This window comes from Vallitalea pronyensis, assembly GCF_018141445.1.
GTDB lineage: Bacteria > Bacillota > Clostridia > Lachnospirales > Vallitaleaceae > Vallitalea > Vallitalea pronyensis.
This window is the reverse complement of the sequence record NZ_CP058649.1, coordinates 4,265,110-4,284,991: the sequence shown is the minus strand read 5'-3', so window position 1 is coordinate 4,284,991 and position 19,882 is coordinate 4,265,110. Positions and strand designations below refer to the sequence as shown.

Sequence of the window (19,882 nt, the reverse complement as noted above, 5' to 3'; positions counted from 1 at the left end):
GCATAAATGATTGTTATAAGGATAACTCATTATCTTTATAACAATTTTTGTTCATGATTGTGAGGAGGTTCTCAATGATTAAAGTATCTGGTCTAACCAAGCGATATGGTGAGCATAGAGCATTAAATCAAGTTAGTTTTCATATTAAGAAAGGGGAGGTAGTAGGACTCTTAGGACCAAATGGAGCAGGGAAATCGACGTTACTGAATATTTTAACAGGTTACATATTTGCTAATGAAGGCCAGGTGCTGGTGGATGGTATGGATATGATGCAGTCGCTTATTGCTGTTAAAAGGAAAATTGGTTTTCTCCCTGAAAAGCCACCCCTTTATAAGGATATGACCGTGAAAGAATATCTCTTATTTGTGGCCGAACTAAACGGTATAGCTAAAAAAGATAGACACCAGGCCATGGAAAAAGCAGCTCATCATACAGGCATTACCCATGTGATTAAGCGGCGCATCAAGAATTTATCAAAAGGTTATTGTCAAAGGGTAGGGCTTAGTCAAGCCCTTATAGGCGATAAAGAGATCCTCTTATTGGATGAACCCACTGTTGGGCTTGATCCGAAACAAATAATGGATATGCGGCAGCTTATCCAAGAACTTTCCACCACCAGAACCATTATTATCAGCTCTCATATACTTTCAGAAATTAGTGTCCTATGCGACAGTATTCTACTGCTTAATAAAGGTCATATGATTGCTCATGAAAAAGTTGAGAACATGATAAAAAATGCCCTTAACATCCATCAGTTGATCCTTCGATTAGGACTAGCAGGATGTGATCAGGAAACGATAATCGCTAATATAAAATGTATGGAAGGCGTTTTGGACACATATCTTGTTGGTACCTACGAATCCAATACCTGGGATTATAGCATTTCAGTAAATAAGGGATATGACATTAGAACCCAGTTGGTCGCCTTGTGCCACGAGAAAAATTATCCCCTTCTTATGCTACAGCCAACAGTACTGACCCTTGAAGAAATGTTCATGAAATTGACAGAAGAAGGAGGTGCTTAGATGATTCCTATACTGAAAAAAGAACTGAACCATTATTTTAAAACCATGATAGGTTATGTGTTTATAGGCTTCATTTTAGTAGCTTTTGGCACCTTGTTCTCATTAAACTTGTTTTTGCAAAACAGCGATTATTCCCAAGTAATAGGCAGTCAGGTCCTGATGATCTGTGTTTTATTCTTTGGTATGCCAATGATGACCATGGGTCTCATGGCAGAAGAACGACAAAGTAAAACAGAGCAACTGATAATGACTGCGCCCATCAAAAGCTCAGATGTAATTATGGGAAAGTATACTGCTATCGTTGTGCTATTTCTATCGGCCCTGTGTTTGACCATGTTCCAGCCTTTACTATTATCCTTGATAACGGATATGCCAACAGCAAAGATTATCTTGAACTATGTAGGCTTTACATTATTGGGAACCACCCTTATTGGCATGGGCTTACTGATTTCTTCTCTATCCAATAATACAGTTATTGCGGCGATAATCACATATATTACCTTTTTCTGTATACTTTTCTCAGATACCCTTGTTCTAGCACTACCAAAAGATCGCAGAAGCTCCATCATGGCTTGTGTCTTGATGTTAGGTGTCATTTGTGGACTAATCTATCTGATGTTTAAGCAAGTGTGGTTAAGCGTAGGTTTAGCTGTTGCAGGGCTTATGATCATTATCATTCTGGCAGTACTGCATCCTACTTACTTTGACGGGCGCATCATCCATCTTGTGAAGGGATTATCTTTGATGTCACGGTATAATCCTTTTAAGGCAGGTATATTCGATCTAAGTGCTGTTGTCTATTATATCAGTGTGACCATTGGTATACTTTATCTAAATGTCCAAATCATTGAGGGGAGACGATGGCGCTTATGATCATAAAAAATAAAGACACCAAAATCAGATTACAACAGGCTGCCATCAGGTTATTGAGTCTTCTCATGGTAACCCTTATCATCGTAATCATCAATCTTTTTAGTCAAAAAATCAATGTCAAAATAGACTTAACCAGAAATAATCTGTTTACTATCAGCCCTAAAACCATTGACATACTGCAACAACTGGAACAGCCCATTGATATCTACGTGCTGGAAGAAGTAGGGAAGGAAACCCAGCTTGTTAAAGAAATCTTAGATACATATAAAAAGAAGACAAAACAGTTGACCATTACCTATGTTGACCCCATATTGAATCCCATGTTTGCAAGTCAGTATGTTAAAGAAAATGAAACGGTTAGCATGGGCAGCATCATTGTATCAAAAGACGAGCGTTATGACGTGATTCAAGTCTATGATCTCTACGATATGCGTTATGATAACAATAAGGCTGTAAGCTTAGAAGCCTATGCCATTGAAGATCAAATTACCAATGCCATTATAAGGGTAACCAGTGAAGCTTTACCTACCATCCGTGTGATCACGGGACATCAAGAAAGTGCTCTTCCCAGTGCTTTGTCAGATGGTTTAACCAAGAATGGTTATAGCGTTACATCAGGAACGCTTCTAGACGAAGCATATGATCCCCAAAAAGACCTCTTGGTTTTTGTTGCACCTCAGAAAGATTTTATGGAGGAAGAACTCAGACGTATGCATCAGTTCATGGATGATGGGGGAAGTACCCTCTTCTTGATGGAATTTACCTCCAAAGATCAGCCAAACATAGAGAAGTTGTTACGTCGCTTTGGCATAGAACTTATAAGGGGGATTGTATTTGATCCAGATAAAACTTACATGTACCCAGGGCGACCTAATTTCCTCATGCCTAAGATTGAGGAAAGCCAGTTAACCAAAGGAATTATTCAAGAACAGGTGCCCGTTATGCTCCCATTATGTTTAGGTATAAAGGAAAGTAGCATTATACCGCAACACATTACGTTGATACCACTCCTTACCACCTCTAAGGATAGTTATGTCAAACAAAATCTGACGTCCAAGGTTTTTGAAAAAGAAACAGGCGATATAACAGGAAGTGTTTACCTGGCCATGAGTTCCCAAGAGGACTTTTATACAAGAAACGGCAAAACCACATCAAGGCTGACGGTTATTGGCTCTTCTTATCTGTTGGACAGCTCCTTAGTACCCCTAGATGCAGTGGCTAATGTACCATTTCTTTTACAAAATATACATTGGATGTCCCATCAAGCAGAACGCCATTACATTCAACACAAGCAACCTGAGAAATATACCCTGATCCTAACAGAAAAAGAAGTAATGCTGTATGCTATTTTGTTTATTATAGTCATACCATTATTTGTAGTAGGTATTGGTATAAAAATTTGGTTAAGGAGAAGATATCTGTGAAAGAAGTAAAAGGATTAATAGGATTAGGGATTGTTACAGTGGTGCTCTTAAGTGGTTATCTCCTGTATGGCGTTATGAGTAGAGAAAATGAGGAAACTAAGTTCACACACTCAATAGAAGCTATACAGCATGCAGAATCGGTACATGATTTTTCAATAGATACCATCAATACGGTAATCTTACAACATGGTCATGAAGCATTACATATGAAAAAAGAAGAGCGTTGGAAGGTACAAGGAATTCATCCCGATAAAATCAATAATAGAGTTCTACAGCAACTACTAGATGGGATGATAGGATTAAGAGCAGAGAAGCAAATAGATACGTATGATAACTTAGAGGATTATGGTTTTAGTAACCCGCCCATAACCATTCATTTTTCATTAGAAAATGACATACAACAGACAACATATGTTGGTCAACTAACCATGGATGGCCGTCATTATTATGTAAAACAAGCCAGTGAAAAAAGTATTTTTTTAGTGGCAGCCCCTTCTATTGATGAACTATTTGCTTTAAAAAGTAAAGTAATGTTATCAAACATACCGCATATGGATGCCAACAACATCACATCCATTAAAATAGAAAAGAACCATGGCCACCCCATTCATATTCAGATGAACCCTGTTATTGATGAAGATAAGGCATCTTTTGGAATAGGTGTTTTTAGCATCATAGATTATTATGAACAGCCAAGAGATGTGGATTTTGATGCCTTTGATAGGCTGAGAGATAAGGTCATGGACATTAACAAATGCGAATACTATAGTCATGGTGAAGATAATGACATGAATGATAGACTCAGTGAACCTCCATTAACACTTACAATTAGGGTGGAACATGGGGAAGAAGATATAGTTTTGTATATAAGCAAGAATGAAAATACGGGTCTGACTTATATTAAGCGAAAAGGGTATCCAGACATCTATGGTCTTAACACCTTTGATATGGCATACTTTTTAGGGTTGACACATTATGACCTGATGAATAAATACCTGAAGATTGTATACATTGATCAAGTAAACCATATATGTATCAAGACACCAGACAAAACGTATGGATTTGATATAGATACAACCAATAATCAGTATAGGTTAGAACAAGCAGGTAAACGAAATGTAATCGTGGAAGAGAAAACCTTCAAAAACCTATACCAACAATTAATTGGTATAACAGTGGATGCGGAGATATCAGATGAAGAAACTATAGATGCAAAAGAGGTTTTTTCTATTGAATATGACATGTTTGATGGTGAAAGCATACGCTTAGGGTTTGAAGCCTATGACGACTTATATTATCGTTACCGAGAAGGCCATATTCAATTGATTTGTTCTACTAAACAATTTGAAAAAATCTTATGGACGATGGAGAACATGTTAAAAGACTAACCATACTCTTCAGAGTCTAGTCGCATATAAATATATTGAATTATAATTGACGAGTTATGAAGAATGATTCTATAATATAAAGTAAGTATGATATGTTTATTTATAGCGATAGGAGATGAAGCAATGCCATTGATGAAAAAGAAAATACATAAACGATTAAGCATCATTTTTTTAATTCTTTTACTTGCAGTGATTATTGGTGGTGTGGTATTAAAAACCCAAACCTATTCAAGCATGGATGAAGCCAAAGCAATCATGAAACAAGAAAACGTCTTGGTAGATGGAAACATAATCGTCATTAACCCAGAAGGCGAAGTGAAGGGGAATGTGGTTTTTTATCAAGGAGGTTTAGTCGAGACAGAATCATATGCCGTTTTTGGACAGCAATTAGCTGAAAAAGGTTTGCGTGTATTTATGTATAAGATGCCGTTTAATCTAGCCATATTAAATGTCGGTGCATTTGACCGTATTTACGAGCAATATCAAGATGATAAAGATTGGTATCTAGGGGGGCATTCTCTTGGAGGAGCCAGTGCTTCTATGTATATCAAGAAATCAACCAAAGATATAAAAGGTCTTTTTTTCTTAGGTGCTTATCCTAGTGATTCAAGTGATTTATCAGACCGAAAACTAAAGGTTCTATCCATTCGAGCGGAAAATGATTTGGTCGTGAATTTGGATAAATACGAGAAAGCGAAGGATTTATTACCGACGCAAACCCAATATATTACTATACCAGGAAACCATTCGAACTTTGGTTATTATGGTTTTCAAAAAGGAGATGGTGAAAGTTCGATAACACGGGAAGAACAGCATAAGCTGGTTGTGGATGCTATTGTGGAAATGATAGGAAAGTCCAACTTTTAACACGAATTATTGAACCCCATAGCACTAATAAAATTCCTTCTCATATAATATACCAAAATATGTAATCTACTCTATAGTTGTGGTACAACTACAAGAGATATCATGCACAATGAGCATATAATATGAGGAGGAAAAAGCAATGAAACGGAAGACAGAATTAACAGGTACGGTGGTATATCCAAACGATCCAGCGTATGAGCAAGCCCGGAAGAATTGGAACCCCTTTACTGATACATTTCCCATTGTTTTTGTGTTTACACATCAGACAAAAGATGTGATTAATGCTGTTAGATGGGCACGTGAAAACAAAGTGCCTATTCGTATACGTAGCGGCAGGCATGCTTTAGCTAAAGATTTCTCTCAAACACATGGCGGCATTGTAATAGACCTTGGTCTTATGCGAGGTGTGAAAGTGAATAAAGTTAATGGAACGGCCATTGTCCAACCAGGTATACGTGTAGGTGATCTTGTTAGAAAACTTGCTGCACAAGGTATACTAGCACCATTTGGTGATAGTTCTTCAGTTGGCATTGGCGGTATTAGTACGGGTGGGGGTATTACAGTCGTTCAACGTACCACAGGATTAATATCGGATAATATTATGGCTGCAACCTTAGTGGATGCCAATGGGAAGGTTATCTATGCTGATGAATACGATAATGAAGACTTGCTCTGGGCTATTCGTGGTGGTGGTGGCGGTAATTTTGGTATTATTACATCCTATAAGTTTAAAGTACGTCAAGCTCCTTTTAAAGTTGGAATTTATCAAGTAATATGGCCTTGGGAACAATTAGAAGAGGTCATAGATGGGTGGCAACAATGGGCGCCTTATGTGGATGACCGATTAGGGTCAGTTCTTGAAGCATTTTCAAGGATGAATGGTGTCCTTCGTTCACAAGGAGTTTTTCTTGGTCCTAAAGAAGAGCTTGAAGATTTAATTTCCCCTCTAACAGGGGTTGGAACACCCATAAAAGTCATGGTAAAAGAGGTTTCACTTCTAGAAGCCATTGATTTCTGGATACCCAATGAACCCTTATCCATTGACCAAAATACCACTTTTTCTTCTACTTGGCTGGAACAAGATTTGCCAGAAGAGGGACTTAAAACGGTTCGACGTTTCTTAGAAAGAACAACAGGTACTTCTAACTTTTTCCTTCTTAATTCAGGTGGTGCCATGAATAGTGTACCCCCTAATAAAACAGCTTTTTACTGGCGTAATACAAGATACTATATGGAGTGGAACACAAAGTGGACTTGTCCTGATGAGACCCAAAGGAATCTTAAATTAATGGATAAGACCCGTATTGCCCTTCAGCCGTATACCATAGGGTCTTATGTTAATGTCCCTGATCTAGCCATTCGTGATTACGGTCAAGAATATTATGGCAAGAACTTCAATCGGCTTAGAAAGATAAAAGCCAAGTATGACCCGGATAATGTATTTAATTTTATACAAAGTATTCCACCAGCATCAAGTTGTAAATGGTAGATTAGGATTGTAAAATGCTTTAACGTTTATCTAAGAAGATGAGATTAAAGGTGTTGCTGATGGTTGCAACACCTTAACAATGATTTGTTTTGCTTATGTTGTAAGCTGAATGATATAACATGCAAGGTTTGCATTAAGAAAGGAGTTAAAATGATGAAAAAATATGAAGAAATGGTATTCAAGGCTTTATATGAACGTAGGAGTACACGTTCCTTTATAGAAGACAGACCAGTGGAAAAGGAAAAAATCATAAAGCTGTTACAAGCAGCTATGGCTGCACCTTCTGCATGCAATATACAACCATGGGAGTTTATCGTTGTCAGGGAAAAGGAAACCATACAGCGTATTAAAGACAGCATTGAAAAATATGGTAATTACAATGCTCCTTTAATGATTGTCGTATGCGGTTATACAGAATTCATTCCTTGGGAAGGTCATCACTGGATTATGGACTGTAGTGCAGCAATAGAAAATATGTTGTTAGCTGCTGTACCATTAGGATTAGGCTCCGTATGGATTGGCGGTTCAGATGCGGGTGCAATTCGCAATATACTGGATATACCAGAGGATGTTAACCCAATGGGGATTGTATATTTTGGTTATCCAGCCAGACAGCAAGAACCAAGGACACAATATCGCCAACAAGCCATTCACTGGGATAAATATGATAAAGAAAGGGAACACAGACCTGTACCAGGGAATATTTTTGGACAGAAATAAAAGATAGCTGGTATGCATGGAATCTAGAGCAAATGCTTCGCAAATGCGACGTAGTTGCTTTTTTCTGGGATAAATTTTATTGCTGATATTTGTGTTGAGTGCATAAACTTGGATGTATAATTGAGAAAGGTGAAAGCAGGTAATATCAAGCCACTATATACCATACTTCCACCCATATGCCCTATTATACTATTACTTTAATCGACTACAATTTTATAGTTTTATTCTGAAAAAATTAAGTTTATTTTTGTGCAACTCTAATCCAAGTTTCACAGTGATGCTTACCTGTCGATAAATCCTCATAATACATTTCCAGTTCATAACCATCAACTTTATCATAATTTGCAGTTGGAAGCCACTCTGTATAGACTCGCTTAATTAAATCTTGAATGACAATAGATGTTTCTTCACTGGAATGGTCTTTTGATTTAAAAATTGCCCATGTAGATGCAGGCACATCAACTGTTTTATAACCTGACGTGTTACTTTTATCAGTCATAAATGCAAAAAGCATATAAGGGAATAAGTTATTTTCTGTTTTTCTGTAATCACAAATTGAATTAATAAGAGATAACCCCTTACTAGATGCAGTATTTGTAGACTTTATAAGGCTATCATATCTTCCATCATCATATACTTTTTCCCAAAATCGTGGTACCTCTTTTAAATTTTCTCCGTTTTCAGTTGAGAAAAATTCTTCAATTCCATAAACGGTGAAACCTTCTTTACTCTCAATACGATAATCCATTGCTTCATCTCCTTTTATTGAAATATGAAAGGTAATTTTAGGATAGGCTTTGAGTGCTACACCTTCATTGCGCGCTAATGTTGGTGTGACACCATGTAGTTTTTGAAATGCACGTGTAAATGCTTCTGGTGATTCGTAACCATATTTCAGAGCTAGGTCTAATATTTTAATGCTACTATTTTGAACTTCAAAAGCAGCTTTCGTTAATCGTCTGTGTCTAATATATTCACCTAATGAAATTCCTGCTATAAAAGAAAATAAACGATAAAAATGAAATTCGGAACAACATGCAAGTTTTGCAATATGCTGTTTGTCAATTTCCTCTGTTAAATTTTCCTCAATATATTCAAGTGCATGGTTCATTCTAGTAAGCCAATCCATAAAAATAGCCTCCTTTCACTTTCAATATACCTTAAAAGAAACAATAATTCCTTGCATTTTTTGTTCTATACTGCAAGGCAATTAAAGTTGTGCAATTTTATATAATCATCCTAAAATATTAGCAGATATACTGTTATTATGCAAATTTAAAGATAAACTCTATGGTGTTATATAAAACACTAAAATCAGAAATATTTGCGTTCTTAGCAAGTATCATGTATAATGATTTTAATAAGTATTTGCATTAATAATGATATAGAATTGACAGATTGAAAGTAATTTTGTTTTTCTAATCTATTAAGGTATAGATGTGGTTATAAAAGCATCTGTAAAAAGTTAAATGCACTTTACTTATTACACGTTTAATTTTATGATAGAAATACGATAAAATAAAAGAAAGGTCGTGCAGGATATGTTAAATAAAATAGCTACTAATCAAAATCAATGTCATGATGTAAAGTCAATATGCACGACACTAGTCTTTTAGTTTATACGGATTATTGTATAAATACTAGGGTACCAGAGGTTGTGTATATGAACCTGTGGTTTTTTTGTGCCCAAATGTGGGTACATAGGGTAGAATTAATCAGCCACAGGATATGTTAACCTGTGGTTTTTTTGATGCCTTTCTATCCTAAAAAAAATATTTACTTGAACAGGAGAATGATATGAATCACTTAAGATTGTGTTTACAGAATAAAAATATTGGAGGTTTTAAATGATCGATTTAAAAGAGTATGGATTTATTAACACGATGATTTCAGAAGATGTAAGGGGTATCCCTGCACGTGTGACAGCAGTACACAAAGAACGCTATGAACTTATATGTATATATGGGCAAACATACGGAAAATTAAAAGCAAGCATATACTATAACCAGCAACAAGAATCTTTTCCTACAACAGGTGATTTTGTAATCATTCAATATAATGAGAGTGGTGACAGCCTCATCATAAAAACCCTAGAGAGAAAATCAAAGTTTTCACGTAATAATTTTTCAGGGCATGCAGCCGAATATGTTAAAACAGTGAAAGAACAGGTGGTTGCTTCCAATTTTGATTATGTCTTTATAATGGCATCGCTAAACCAAGATTTCAACCTTAAGCGCATTGAGCGTTATCTTACACTTGCATGGCAAAGCGGGGGTAGTCCTGTGGTCATCCTAACTAAATCGGACTTAGTGGATGATTACAGTGAACAAATACGAGCTGTTGAAAAGATAGCACCCGGCATCGGTATTTTTGCAGTGAGTGCTAAGACCGGTCATGGCATAGAGTCGCTTTCTGACTACTTAAAACCAGGCAAAACAATTGTTTTACTTGGTTCCAGTGGTATTGGAAAATCAAGTCTTGTCAATGCACTTGCTGGAGAAGTGTTAATGGCAATCAAAGAAATTCGTGAGGATGATAGCCGAGGGCGTCACACAACAACCCATCGACAGCTTATTAAGCTGCCAAGTGGAACAATGGTCATAGATACGCCAGGCATGCGTGAACTTGGTATGTGGGATGTAAACGTTGGTTTAAATGAAGCATTTACCGATGTGGAGAGTTACTTTGGAAAATGTAAATTCTCAGATTGTAGGCATAAAAGTGAGCCAGGATGTGCCATTAAACAAGCTATTGAGAATGGAGAACTTTCACAAGAACGCTGGAACAGCTATTTGCAAATTAAATCAGAAGCACAGTTTGTGGATAACAGGTCAAGGTATTTACGTGAAAAGGATGCCCGAAATAAATCCATAGCCATGTGGAAGAAGAGAAATAGAAAAGGTTAAAAAGCATCACTTAAAAAACACCAATCCCTAAATATAACTGGGGTTGGTGTTTTTTTAGTTACATAAGATTGATATCAGCTTATCAAACCATTAGTTTAATGTGACAGTAATGTACGAAGAATAATCACTCTTCCCATGAGAATTTTTTGCTCGAACAGAAACATATTGGGTTTCACCTGCATTTAACCCTGTAAGTTGAAGATGACTTACGGTTGGTGATCCTTTATGATCCCATTGATTTGCTGCCTCATTCCAGAGTAATACATCATAACTGGTTGCATTAGCCATATCATCCCAATCAGCAGTAAAATAGGTGCTACCGATACCTATAGCTTTTAAGCCTGTTGGCACTGCCGGAGGAGTACTTGGATTATTTTCTAATTTTACAGTGATGTATGAGCAGTACTCACTCTTTCCATGAGAATTTGTTGCTCGTACACATACATATTGGGTTTCACCTGCATTTAATCCAGTAAGTTGAAGCTGACTTACAGTTGTTGAACCTTTGTTATCCCATTGATTTGCCTGTTCATTCCAGAGTAATACATCGTAATTGGTTGCATTTGCCATATCATCCCAATCAGCAGTAAAATAAGTGTTGCCCACATTTATAGCTTGTAAGCCTGTGGGTACTGCTGGAGCGTTTGTGCCATTATTGCCACCAGTAAGAGAATTAATTTTATCCACATGAGCTTTTTTACAAACAAGACAAAAGGGACTATCTAGATACCTCATTTTACAATTTTGATGAGGTCTATACCAGCCTGGAGAATCATGTTCATAAATACCAATGCCATCTTGATATAAAAATTGTTTCCATCTGACTGTGGCAGGATTATTGTCTCTTGTCATATTAATGTTTTCACGGGCGTACTGACTTCCTGCCCAGTATTCGTCAGAAAGGCCAGCAAATGAGTGACCCAGTTCATGCAGGTTAAGCTCAGAACTTTGGCTATTGGTTGAACAGGTAGAAATTGTGCCCCCTGATCCCCCATATTTTGAAGAATTAACCAGAACGATTAGCTGATTATAATCTGGTACATGATTTCGAGCAACTTCATATACTCTTGAAGATCTAGTTGGAACCAGCAGTCTTTCCATGCCAGCATACCAAAAAGTACTACCAAAGTAGTTATCGATTAAGTTGTTTGGGTCCATTGAAGCACCGGAAACATTGGAGATAACTTTTATGGCATAGACATTAAAAGACGATTTGTATTGTGAATAAGGTTCATCCAGAAACATTTTATCGATAATGTGATTAACATCCTCTATGAACTTGTCCTGTTCGTAGGCAGTATAGCCATCACCAAGGACTGTATAAACAACCTTTTGACTGTCTGGTCCATTATAGAGTATTTTTTCTACATCAAATTGGGTAGCTTTACTTAAGGCACTGGAGCTTCTAGAGACAGATTGTAAGTCAAACAAACCAATATCAGTTAATGTGCCATCTTGATCCAGTGTTTCAATTAATAAATACTTGATATTTTTACTGTTCCTGGTTTTAAGACTGATTGCAGTACGATCAAATATATCTGCCTCTTTTTTTCTTAAAATTATAGTTGTATCGGGATATTCCCAATAATCAAGAGGGTTGATAATATTCATACTTTTTAACGGTTGTTTATTGGAGTCAAGAATTGTACACTTAAATTTTCCATGTGCAGGATCTGTACTAGCTTGAAATTCATCTTTGATTTCAACTTGTCTCACTAGTACATCATCTAATGAAATGGAGTAGCCTAGAGAGGAATCATCTTTTTCCACCGTAAGATCAATAAATAGCGTACCATCCTCGGTATTTGAAGTGATTTCACTACTTACAAGTGTTGGGGCCTTGTCAGGTACTTCAACTGCATTAACAGAGTAGCTACAGAAAAATAAAAACAAGAATAATGAGAGCATAATACTCCTAAAAATGCCCAGTTTACCTTTTTTTGAGTTTTTCTCATAGTTTATGTACATATTTACCTCTTTCTAATAATCTTTAATCTACCCAATACTATAATCTGCTAGTTATCACTGAGTTAGAAAAATGTTTAGTACTGGGGGATTATTAATTATTGTGTAATATTTTGATATTATTGACTTTAACATTAAAACAATGATTTGTCAAGAAAATTTAGATTAATGCCGATTACGAACAAAAATTCATGGCATGATTTTTTTATTTTAGAAAGTTATGAAACATACTTGGCTTACAGAAGTGTTTTTTATAATAGTATGAACTGGAAAAATTCTGAATATTATTTGGTCCATGTATTCCACTTTAAAGGGAGTGATAGGCAAGAACAAATTACAACGGTTATATAAATAAAAAGAATAAGCGCACCCATTAATGAAGTGCGCTTATTCTTTTTAAGAAAATAAACTTATTATACGATATCCCTACTTAGTCACCGATTTTAAACAATAACCCTCAGGATTAACCGGTGGCAACGTTTTATTTGGTAAACCTTCAATATACTCTTTTAATGGTACATAATAATTAATATACGTGTTTTCAAAATTACCTGCTTCTGTTTCACGTACTTTTGCAAATTCCAGGTAATTATCTTTGCCTAAAGCCGTAAAACTATTGGTAGATACTGTATAAGTTTTATTAGGGTCAATGGTTGACCATACGCCATCTTTGTTTATAACTTCGATATTCTGAATGTTTTTACCTTCTTCTTCACTTAGGAATACATCATAACGGAGATTGGCTGCAGCAGGGAATGCGCCTGTTGATCCAGTGTTTAGAGCATAATGTGCAGATTGGTTCAAGACATTGGCTATTTCTTCGCCAGTCATATCCATCATGACAACTGTATTGGAAAAAGGTAGAGTGGTTATCGCTTGGCTTACGGTAAATTGACCTTCAAAGAACTCACTTCTTACACCACCTACATTCTGAATGGCTACATCGATTCTTGGATTAGCCGTAGCAAATGCTTCAGCAACCACATAAGCAGCCATACTGCCTGTAGGTGTCTCACCACTAGCGAATGGTGTAGGAATTCTTTCTGCACTCATATTGGTTGAAATATGACCAATGACAGTTTCCAATGAAGCTTTCATCTCGTCACGATAAGGAGCAATGATACTTTCAACTGTACGAGATGGTTTTGCAAAAGTAAGGATTGGAGATTTTTTAATCATATTTTCAATGTTTGCCTTTACATCAGCACTAACTTCTACGCGTTTTCCTTCATCATCTTTCTGTAAGTATGGGCCGGAAACAGGAATGATAACATTGCCGTCAATGGATATTATTTTTCCCGCTTTATCAAAGTCAACATCAAGCATACCCACAGCATGTGCATACTCCCATGCTGTCACGATATATACAGGGTCGCCATTAGGATCTTGTACAACAGTTGGGTATTCACCTATACTTTGATTTTTTTCGTAATCACCATGGCTATATCCTGGAAGTGGACCGGTTTGTCCATGGTATTTTTGAGCAAGACCTACTTCTCCTAATGCATCTGTATCCCCAAGTAAACTATGGGAATCTCCACCAACAATGATGTCAATACCTGGTACATGTTCTGCAAACAAGAAATCATTGTAATAGCCTACGTGGCTTAACAAAATAATCTTATTGACACCTTGTTTTTCCAACTCAGCTACATATTGACGAGCTGTTTCGATTTCATCTGAAAAGGTGAGGTCATCAGATGCTAAAGAAGAGTTTTTCGTTTTTTCAGCTTTTAAAATACCGATAATCCCTATTTTTTCACCATCAATTTCTTTAATAACGTAAGGTTTAACACTGTCTTTTACAGCATATAAGGGACTTTTTGATGTTGGTTGAACATTGGAGGATACAATAGGGAAATTAGCTATTTTAATCAGCTCAGCTAATCGACCATCGCCTTCATCAAACTCATGATTTCCAAGAGCGTAAGCATCGATACCAAGTTTATTAAACACTTTGAAATCAACTTCTCCTTTGAACAAGGAAAAATAAAGTGTACCATTTAATTCGCCACTATTTAAAACGATGGTGTTTTTATGACGATTCTCATCGATAATTGTTGCAAGATTAGAGAACCCGCCAATATTTAATCGGGTAGGTATGCCATCAAATGATAAATCATATGTAGAGCTTTCCAGATGGCTATGATGATCATTGGTGTGCATAATACGTAAGGAAATTGCTTTATGCGTAGAGGATGAGGTTGGTGTAGATGTGGGAATTAACAATGTATCACCTGCATAAATTAAATTTGGATTTTTTAGTTGATTTAACTTTGCAAGTACTTGCCATGTGGTGTTATGTTCATGACCAATTTTCCATAGCACATCACCAGGTTGAATGATGTATTCCTTTGTACTTGATGCTTTTGTACTAAAAGTTAATAGTTGTGTCGCTAATACCAGTCCTAAAATAAGACTAATGATGTTTTTTTTCATGCTGACATTCATCCTTTCAGAAAATAAAATTAAGTTTTTGATCATATATGTCATCTTTTTTCTATTTAATTTTAGCAAATATTGACTGTGTTAACCATGTGATTGATGTTAAGTGTTCATTAATTCTTTGTTAATTGTTTTTGATGTATGATGAAATAAGTGAATGAGATTATATAAGTTATTATGTGACATAATCAAGCTTCTATACGTTATCTATTCAAAACAAAATTAACCCAATCTTTATATTCTTATATAATAAATAACGGTCTTCATATATTTATATTGAATCCTTTAAAATGACTGTGCTAAAATATGGTTAACGAAGAAGATAAAAGGAGTAGCGTTAACAAAGTTGTTAACATGCTTAAAACAAAATCATATTTATTTAGTGTTATTTTATAGGAGGAATAATTAATGTCGTGTAAAATGTATTGGAAAGACTTAAGCATTATAGGTAAGAATACCTTACCAGCAACAGCAACAGCATTACCATACGGTGATAAAAAGAGTGCTATGGCTGATGACCGTACCCAATCACCTTATTACCTTTCACTTAATGGTCATTGGCAATTTGAATTCTATGACCATCCATTATTGGTGCCAACGGATTATTACAAAATGGATTATTGTGATGGTGAGTGGGATACAATTCCTGTACCATCTTGTTGGCAGATGTTGGGGTATGGAGAATTGGCCTATCGTAATGTAAAATATTCCTTCCCAGTTAATCCACCACAGATACCTCATGAAAATGATATTGGGTGTTATCGTAAAGTTTTTAATCTCCCTCAACAATGGTTGGATGATCAAGTTATTCTCCATTTTGGCGGTGTTAGCTCATCATTCACTGTTTATGTAAATGGTAGAGAAGTGGGCTACAGCGAAGGCAGCCATATGCCTTCAGAGTTTAACATCACTGATTATATAGTAGAAGGTAAAAACTTAATAGCAGTTGAAGTCTACAAATGGTGTGTAGCCACCTATTTAGAAGATCAAGATTTTTGGCGAATGAATGGTATTTTTAGAGAAGTCTATATCAAGTCTGAAAAAGAGATGGCTATAAAAAATATTCATGTATTAGCTGACCTGGACCATACCTATACAGATGGTCAACTATCAGTAGATGTTTTCATGGATCAACCTTCAAAAGGTGGCTTCGTACAACTAGAGGTGCTTGATGAACATAAGCAAAGGGTGTACATAGAGGAACAAAGGGTTAAAGAAAAAGTGAGCTTCCAACACACCGTTAAAACAGTCATGAAGTGGACAGCAGAGACACCCTATCTATATAAAGTTGTGTTAACACTCTTGGACCAAGATAAAAACATCATCAATGTTAAATGTGTTCAAGCAGGATTCAGAAAAATAGAAGTAAAAGATAAGCAATTTTTTGTAAATGGTGTATCCATTAAGTTAAAAGGCGTTAACCGTCATGATACCCATCCTGACAGAGGTTATGCCGTAACCCGTGAGGATATGCTAGAAGATATATTATTGATGAAACAGCATAATATTAATACAGTAAGAACATCCCATTACCCTAATGATACCTATTGGTATGACCTATGTGATGCGTATGGTATGTACGTCATTGATGAGGCTGATCTTGAGATGCATGGTATTGTTCGGGATCAAAGTCTAGGCAAAAACGGCAGAGCGCAAGCCACCTTAATCAACAGTGATCCAGAATGGACAGCAGCATTTGTTGACCGTGCAGAAAAGATGGTTAACCGTGACCGTAATCACCCATCCATTATTATGTGGTCATTAGGTAACGAATCTGCTTATGGGCCCAATCATGATGCCATGTCTGCATGGATTAGAGAGCATGAACCCACAAGACCAGTTCATTATGAATCAGCGGTAGAGTCACCATGTGTTGATGTGGTAAGTGTCATGTACGAGAGCGTTGAACGTTCCATAGAACAAGCCAAGGCAGATGATAATCGTCCTTACTTCCAATGTGAATTCTTACATTCGATGGGTAATAGTATGGGTAACATTAGAGAATATTTTGATGCAATCTATACCTATCCCAGGTTTATAGGTGGTTGTGTATGGGAATGGGCGGACCATGGTATCCGTCAGTGGACAGAAGATGGCGAAGAGTGGTTTGCTTATGGGGGCGATTTTGGAGAGACGGTAAATGATTCCAAGTTCTGTATTGATGGTATGGTAACCCCTGATAGAGAGCCTCATACAGGGTTGATTGAATATAAGCACGTCATAGCGCCAGTTGAAGTATTTGAAGAGAATCTATATGAGGGACAAATACGTATCCTTAACCGTCATGATTTCCTTGATCTTAGCCATGTGACCATTCACTGGGAGCTCAAAAGTTATGATACGCTGATTGCATCGGGTAGCATAGGTGATTTAATGACACCACCACAGGAAGATGAAATGGTAACATTACCAATAAAAGTGGCTAAGGAGCAAGAAGAGAAGCAAGAATTTTGGTTAAATGTCTATGTGGTCTTGAACAAAGCTTATTCTTGGGCTGTTCAAGGACATGAAATCAAGCGTCAGCAATTTGAGATTGTCACGGAGGTAAAAGAAGAAGCACCTGTTGGGATGTTAGAACAGAGCTTTGTAGAAGTGAAGGATTTAGAAGCGTATGTTGTTGTTGAAGGTGTTGATTTTAGCTTGATTTTTGACAAAACCAAAGGCACGATTACATCCTATGCTTATAATGAAGTGCCATTAATTGAAGAAGGTTTAACAGAGAACTATTGGCGTGCATGTACAGATAATGACCAAAGAGGCTGGCCGGGACGCACAGATAGTGATGAAAGCAAATGGCGTCATATTGGACTTCACGATATGCATAAATATATCCAAGACATTCAGGTGGAACAAGGAGAAGACAGCATAACCATTCATGTGGTAAGTAAGCATGCTATGATGAGTGAAAAACATGTCTTCAAGAGCAGTGTCTGCTATACCATCAAAAGTAATGGTCATGTTAAGGTGGATGTAACCACTGAACCATTAATAGAACTAGCGTATATCCCTCGTGTGGGTATGACTTTACAAATGCCAGACGGCTTTGAAGAAGTATCATGGTATGGTAGAGGACCTCATGAGAGTTATGTGGATAAAAAAGAAAGTGCTCTTGTGGATGTGTATGTGGGAACAGTAGATGAATTATATGAACCCTATATTTACCCACAAGAAAACGGTAATAAGATGGATACAAGATGGACGTCAGTTGTGAATGGCCAGGGTGTGGGTCTGCTAATTTGTGGTGAGCCAACCTATAACATGAGTGTACACCATTATACCGTACAGGATCTATATGAAGCAAACCATACCTATGATTTGCAGCCACGTCCTGAAACAATCATTCATATTGATTATGGGCAGTCAGGTGTTGGTAATAACAGTTGTGGACCAGAAACACTGGATAAGTATCGTTTATTACCTCAGGTCATCAACTATAGTTTCCAACTGGTACCTTATGAAAAGCAAAAGGGAAAAGAGATGTCCATATACCGCAACGTGTGCAATAAGTAGATGGATGAAGATGCTGTTTCAATGATATTGAAATAGCATCTTTTTTTATAAGGGAGGTGACATGGTGAGTAAAAGAGTTAGGCAAATAGATGTAAAAAAAATCAATCGTAATCGTATATTTAGATACGTCAATACATATGCTCCCGTATCAAAGCCGGATATATCATTAGAATTAGGTATCAGTCTTCCAACTGTTTTGCAAAATATTAATGCACTGATTAAACAAGGGCTGGTAACCGAGGTTGGTGAGTTTCAATCAACAGGAGGAAGAAAAGCAACAGCTATTGCACCTATTAGGCATGCATACTATGCTTTGGGTATGGACATTACTGAAGAACACATTAATCTTGTGTTGACAGATTTATCAGGTTATGTATTGAAACATCATCAGGTGTATAAACCATTCTGTAATAGTCCAGAGTACTATAGAGAAATTGCAGAGGTGGTACTGGCATTCAAAAGCAGTGAAGTAGACTCAGATAAGGCATTTCTTGGGGTTGGTATTTCAGTTCCTGGTATTGTAGATATGAATAACCATAAGGTTATATTGTCTCACTCACACCATTCTGCTAACATTGAAAGTAATAGGTTTTCTGAGTTCATCCCATACCCATGTGTTTTAATCAATCATGCTAATGCAGCAGGTTTCGCAGAGATGTATCATGATGATACGTGTATGAATGCAGTTTATCTATCACTGGATAACAATGTGGGTGGAGCCATTCTTGTAAAAAGACAGTCCATTTTAAATCATCCTCCTTTTGTGAAAAAATTATATCAAGGAGATCATTTTAGAGCAGGTGAATTGGGTCATATGACACTCATACCAGAAGGTGAGAAATGTTATTGTGGGAAAAAAGGATGTGTTGATGTTTATTGTTCTGCAAAAACGTTATCCAAACATACCCATGGACATTTAGATCGATTTTTTGAAGAAATGGAAAACGGAAACGACACATTAAGGGTCATATGGGAGCGATATCTGATGCATTTAGCCATTGAAATTAATAATTTGCGTATGATATTTGATTGTTCCATCATTATAGGTGGCTATGTGGGCAGTTATATGCAACCTTATATGTCCATGTTAAAAGATAAAATAGTCATGAACAACAGGCAAGAAGATGCAGCCTTCTTACAATCTTGTTCCTATTGTATGAAAGGTGCAGCACTTGGAGCGGCACTGCAGCAAATAGAAGCGTTTTTATGTACAGTGTAGCTGTTACTGGCTCGGTTATGTGAATACCCATTTTAAAGCATTGACAGATAT

At 36.6% G+C, this 19,882-nt stretch carries 13 protein-coding genes; 10 read left to right on the top strand and 3 right to left on the bottom strand.

Annotated features, from left to right (window positions below; all coding sequences use genetic code 11):
• Window positions 1-74: 74 nt before the first annotated feature.
• The 7 genes from HZI73_RS17890 (at window position 75) to HZI73_RS17860 (ending at window position 7,786) form a co-directional block, all read left to right on the top strand.
• Entirely contained in the window at window positions 75-1,025 is a 951-nt protein-coding gene (locus HZI73_RS17890; RefSeq protein WP_212694737.1) for an ABC transporter ATP-binding protein, read from the top strand.
• Window positions 1,026-1,898 carry an ABC transporter permease gene (locus tag HZI73_RS17885; RefSeq protein WP_212694736.1) on the top strand — a complete coding sequence of 291 codons (873 nt, stop codon included), beginning with the start codon at window positions 1,026-1,028 and terminating at the stop codon, window positions 1,896-1,898.
• Window positions 1,895-3,322: a GldG family protein gene (locus HZI73_RS17880; RefSeq protein ID WP_212694735.1), complete on the top strand. Its 1,428-nt coding sequence runs from the start codon at window positions 1,895-1,897 to the stop codon at window positions 3,320-3,322. Before HZI73_RS17885 ends, HZI73_RS17880 begins: the two co-directional genes overlap by 4 nt.
• Window positions 3,319-4,710, top strand: a complete 1,392-nt coding sequence (locus HZI73_RS17875; RefSeq protein WP_212694734.1) for a DUF4340 domain-containing protein — start codon at window positions 3,319-3,321, stop codon at window positions 4,708-4,710. The genes HZI73_RS17880 and HZI73_RS17875 overlap by 4 nt, the downstream gene beginning before the upstream one ends.
• A 123-nt stretch (window positions 4,711-4,833) precedes the next feature.
• On the top strand, window positions 4,834-5,577 hold the full coding sequence (locus HZI73_RS17870; protein WP_212694733.1) for an alpha/beta hydrolase: 744 nt from the start codon (window positions 4,834-4,836) through the stop codon (window positions 5,575-5,577).
• A gap of 139 nt (window positions 5,578-5,716) precedes the next feature.
• Window positions 5,717-7,066, top strand: coding sequence for an FAD-binding oxidoreductase (locus tag HZI73_RS17865; RefSeq protein ID WP_212694732.1), 1,350 nt, complete (start codon window positions 5,717-5,719; stop codon window positions 7,064-7,066).
• 150 nt (window positions 7,067-7,216) lie between these two features.
• Window positions 7,217-7,786 carry a nitroreductase family protein gene (locus HZI73_RS17860; protein ID WP_246552204.1) on the top strand — a complete coding sequence of 190 codons (570 nt, stop codon included), beginning with the start codon at window positions 7,217-7,219 and terminating at the stop codon, window positions 7,784-7,786.
• 241 nt (window positions 7,787-8,027) lie between these two features.
• On the opposite strand, the gene HZI73_RS17855 is transcribed toward HZI73_RS17860, so the two are convergent.
• Complete coding sequence (locus HZI73_RS17855) at window positions 8,028-8,915, bottom strand: AraC family transcriptional regulator (RefSeq protein WP_212694731.1); 888 nt, start codon at window positions 8,913-8,915, stop codon at window positions 8,028-8,030.
• 718 nt (window positions 8,916-9,633) lie between these two features.
• Between HZI73_RS17855 and rsgA the strand changes: the two genes are divergently transcribed.
• Entirely contained in the window at window positions 9,634-10,692 is a 1,059-nt protein-coding gene (gene rsgA, locus HZI73_RS17850; RefSeq protein WP_246552202.1) for a ribosome small subunit-dependent GTPase A, read from the top strand.
• A gap of 90 nt (window positions 10,693-10,782) precedes the next feature.
• On the opposite strand, the gene HZI73_RS17845 is transcribed toward rsgA, so the two are convergent.
• Together HZI73_RS17845 and HZI73_RS17840 are read right to left on the bottom strand one after the other, a co-directional pair.
• The gene (locus HZI73_RS17845) at window positions 10,783-12,660 is read right to left on the bottom strand and encodes a M64 family metallopeptidase (RefSeq protein WP_212694730.1); all 1,878 of its coding nucleotides are present in this window, start codon (window positions 12,658-12,660) and stop codon (window positions 10,783-10,785) included.
• A 423-nt stretch (window positions 12,661-13,083) separates the two neighbouring features.
• Entirely contained in the window at window positions 13,084-15,096 is a 2,013-nt protein-coding gene (locus tag HZI73_RS17840) for a 5'-nucleotidase C-terminal domain-containing protein (protein ID WP_212694729.1), read from the bottom strand.
• A 414-nt stretch (window positions 15,097-15,510) separates the two neighbouring features.
• Between HZI73_RS17840 and HZI73_RS17835 the strand changes: the two genes are divergently transcribed.
• Both HZI73_RS17835 and HZI73_RS17830 read left to right on the top strand, forming a co-directional pair.
• Window positions 15,511-18,612, top strand: a complete 3,102-nt coding sequence (locus HZI73_RS17835; RefSeq protein ID WP_212694728.1) for a glycoside hydrolase family 2 TIM barrel-domain containing protein — start codon at window positions 15,511-15,513, stop codon at window positions 18,610-18,612.
• Window positions 18,613-18,673: 61 nt separating this feature from the next.
• The gene (locus HZI73_RS17830) at window positions 18,674-19,831 is read left to right on the top strand and encodes an ROK family transcriptional regulator (protein ID WP_212694727.1); all 1,158 of its coding nucleotides are present in this window, start codon (window positions 18,674-18,676) and stop codon (window positions 19,829-19,831) included.
• Window positions 19,832-19,882: the final 51 nt, after the last annotated feature.

Coding starts and splice junctions, on each gene's coding strand:
- HZI73_RS17845 (WP_212694730.1), bottom strand. CDS start 12,660: ATGTACATAAACTATGAGAAAAACTCAAAAAAAGGTAAACTGGGCATT.
- HZI73_RS17870 (WP_212694733.1), top strand. CDS start 4,834: ATGCCATTGATGAAAAAGAAAATACATAAACGATTAAGCATCATTTTT.
- rsgA (WP_246552202.1), top strand. CDS start 9,634: ATGATCGATTTAAAAGAGTATGGATTTATTAACACGATGATTTCAGAA.
- HZI73_RS17885 (WP_212694736.1), top strand. CDS start 1,026: ATGATTCCTATACTGAAAAAAGAACTGAACCATTATTTTAAAACCATG.
- HZI73_RS17890 (WP_212694737.1), top strand. CDS start 75: ATGATTAAAGTATCTGGTCTAACCAAGCGATATGGTGAGCATAGAGCA.
- HZI73_RS17865 (WP_212694732.1), top strand. CDS start 5,717: ATGAAACGGAAGACAGAATTAACAGGTACGGTGGTATATCCAAACGAT.
- HZI73_RS17860 (WP_246552204.1), top strand. CDS start 7,217: ATGATGAAAAAATATGAAGAAATGGTATTCAAGGCTTTATATGAACGT.
- HZI73_RS17855 (WP_212694731.1), bottom strand. CDS start 8,915: ATGGATTGGCTTACTAGAATGAACCATGCACTTGAATATATTGAGGAA.
- HZI73_RS17840 (WP_212694729.1), bottom strand. CDS start 15,096: ATGAAAAAAAACATCATTAGTCTTATTTTAGGACTGGTATTAGCGACA.
- HZI73_RS17880 (WP_212694735.1), top strand. CDS start 1,895: ATGATCATAAAAAATAAAGACACCAAAATCAGATTACAACAGGCTGCC.
- HZI73_RS17830 (WP_212694727.1), top strand. CDS start 18,674: ATGGTGAGTAAAAGAGTTAGGCAAATAGATGTAAAAAAAATCAATCGT.
- HZI73_RS17835 (WP_212694728.1), top strand. CDS start 15,511: ATGTCGTGTAAAATGTATTGGAAAGACTTAAGCATTATAGGTAAGAAT.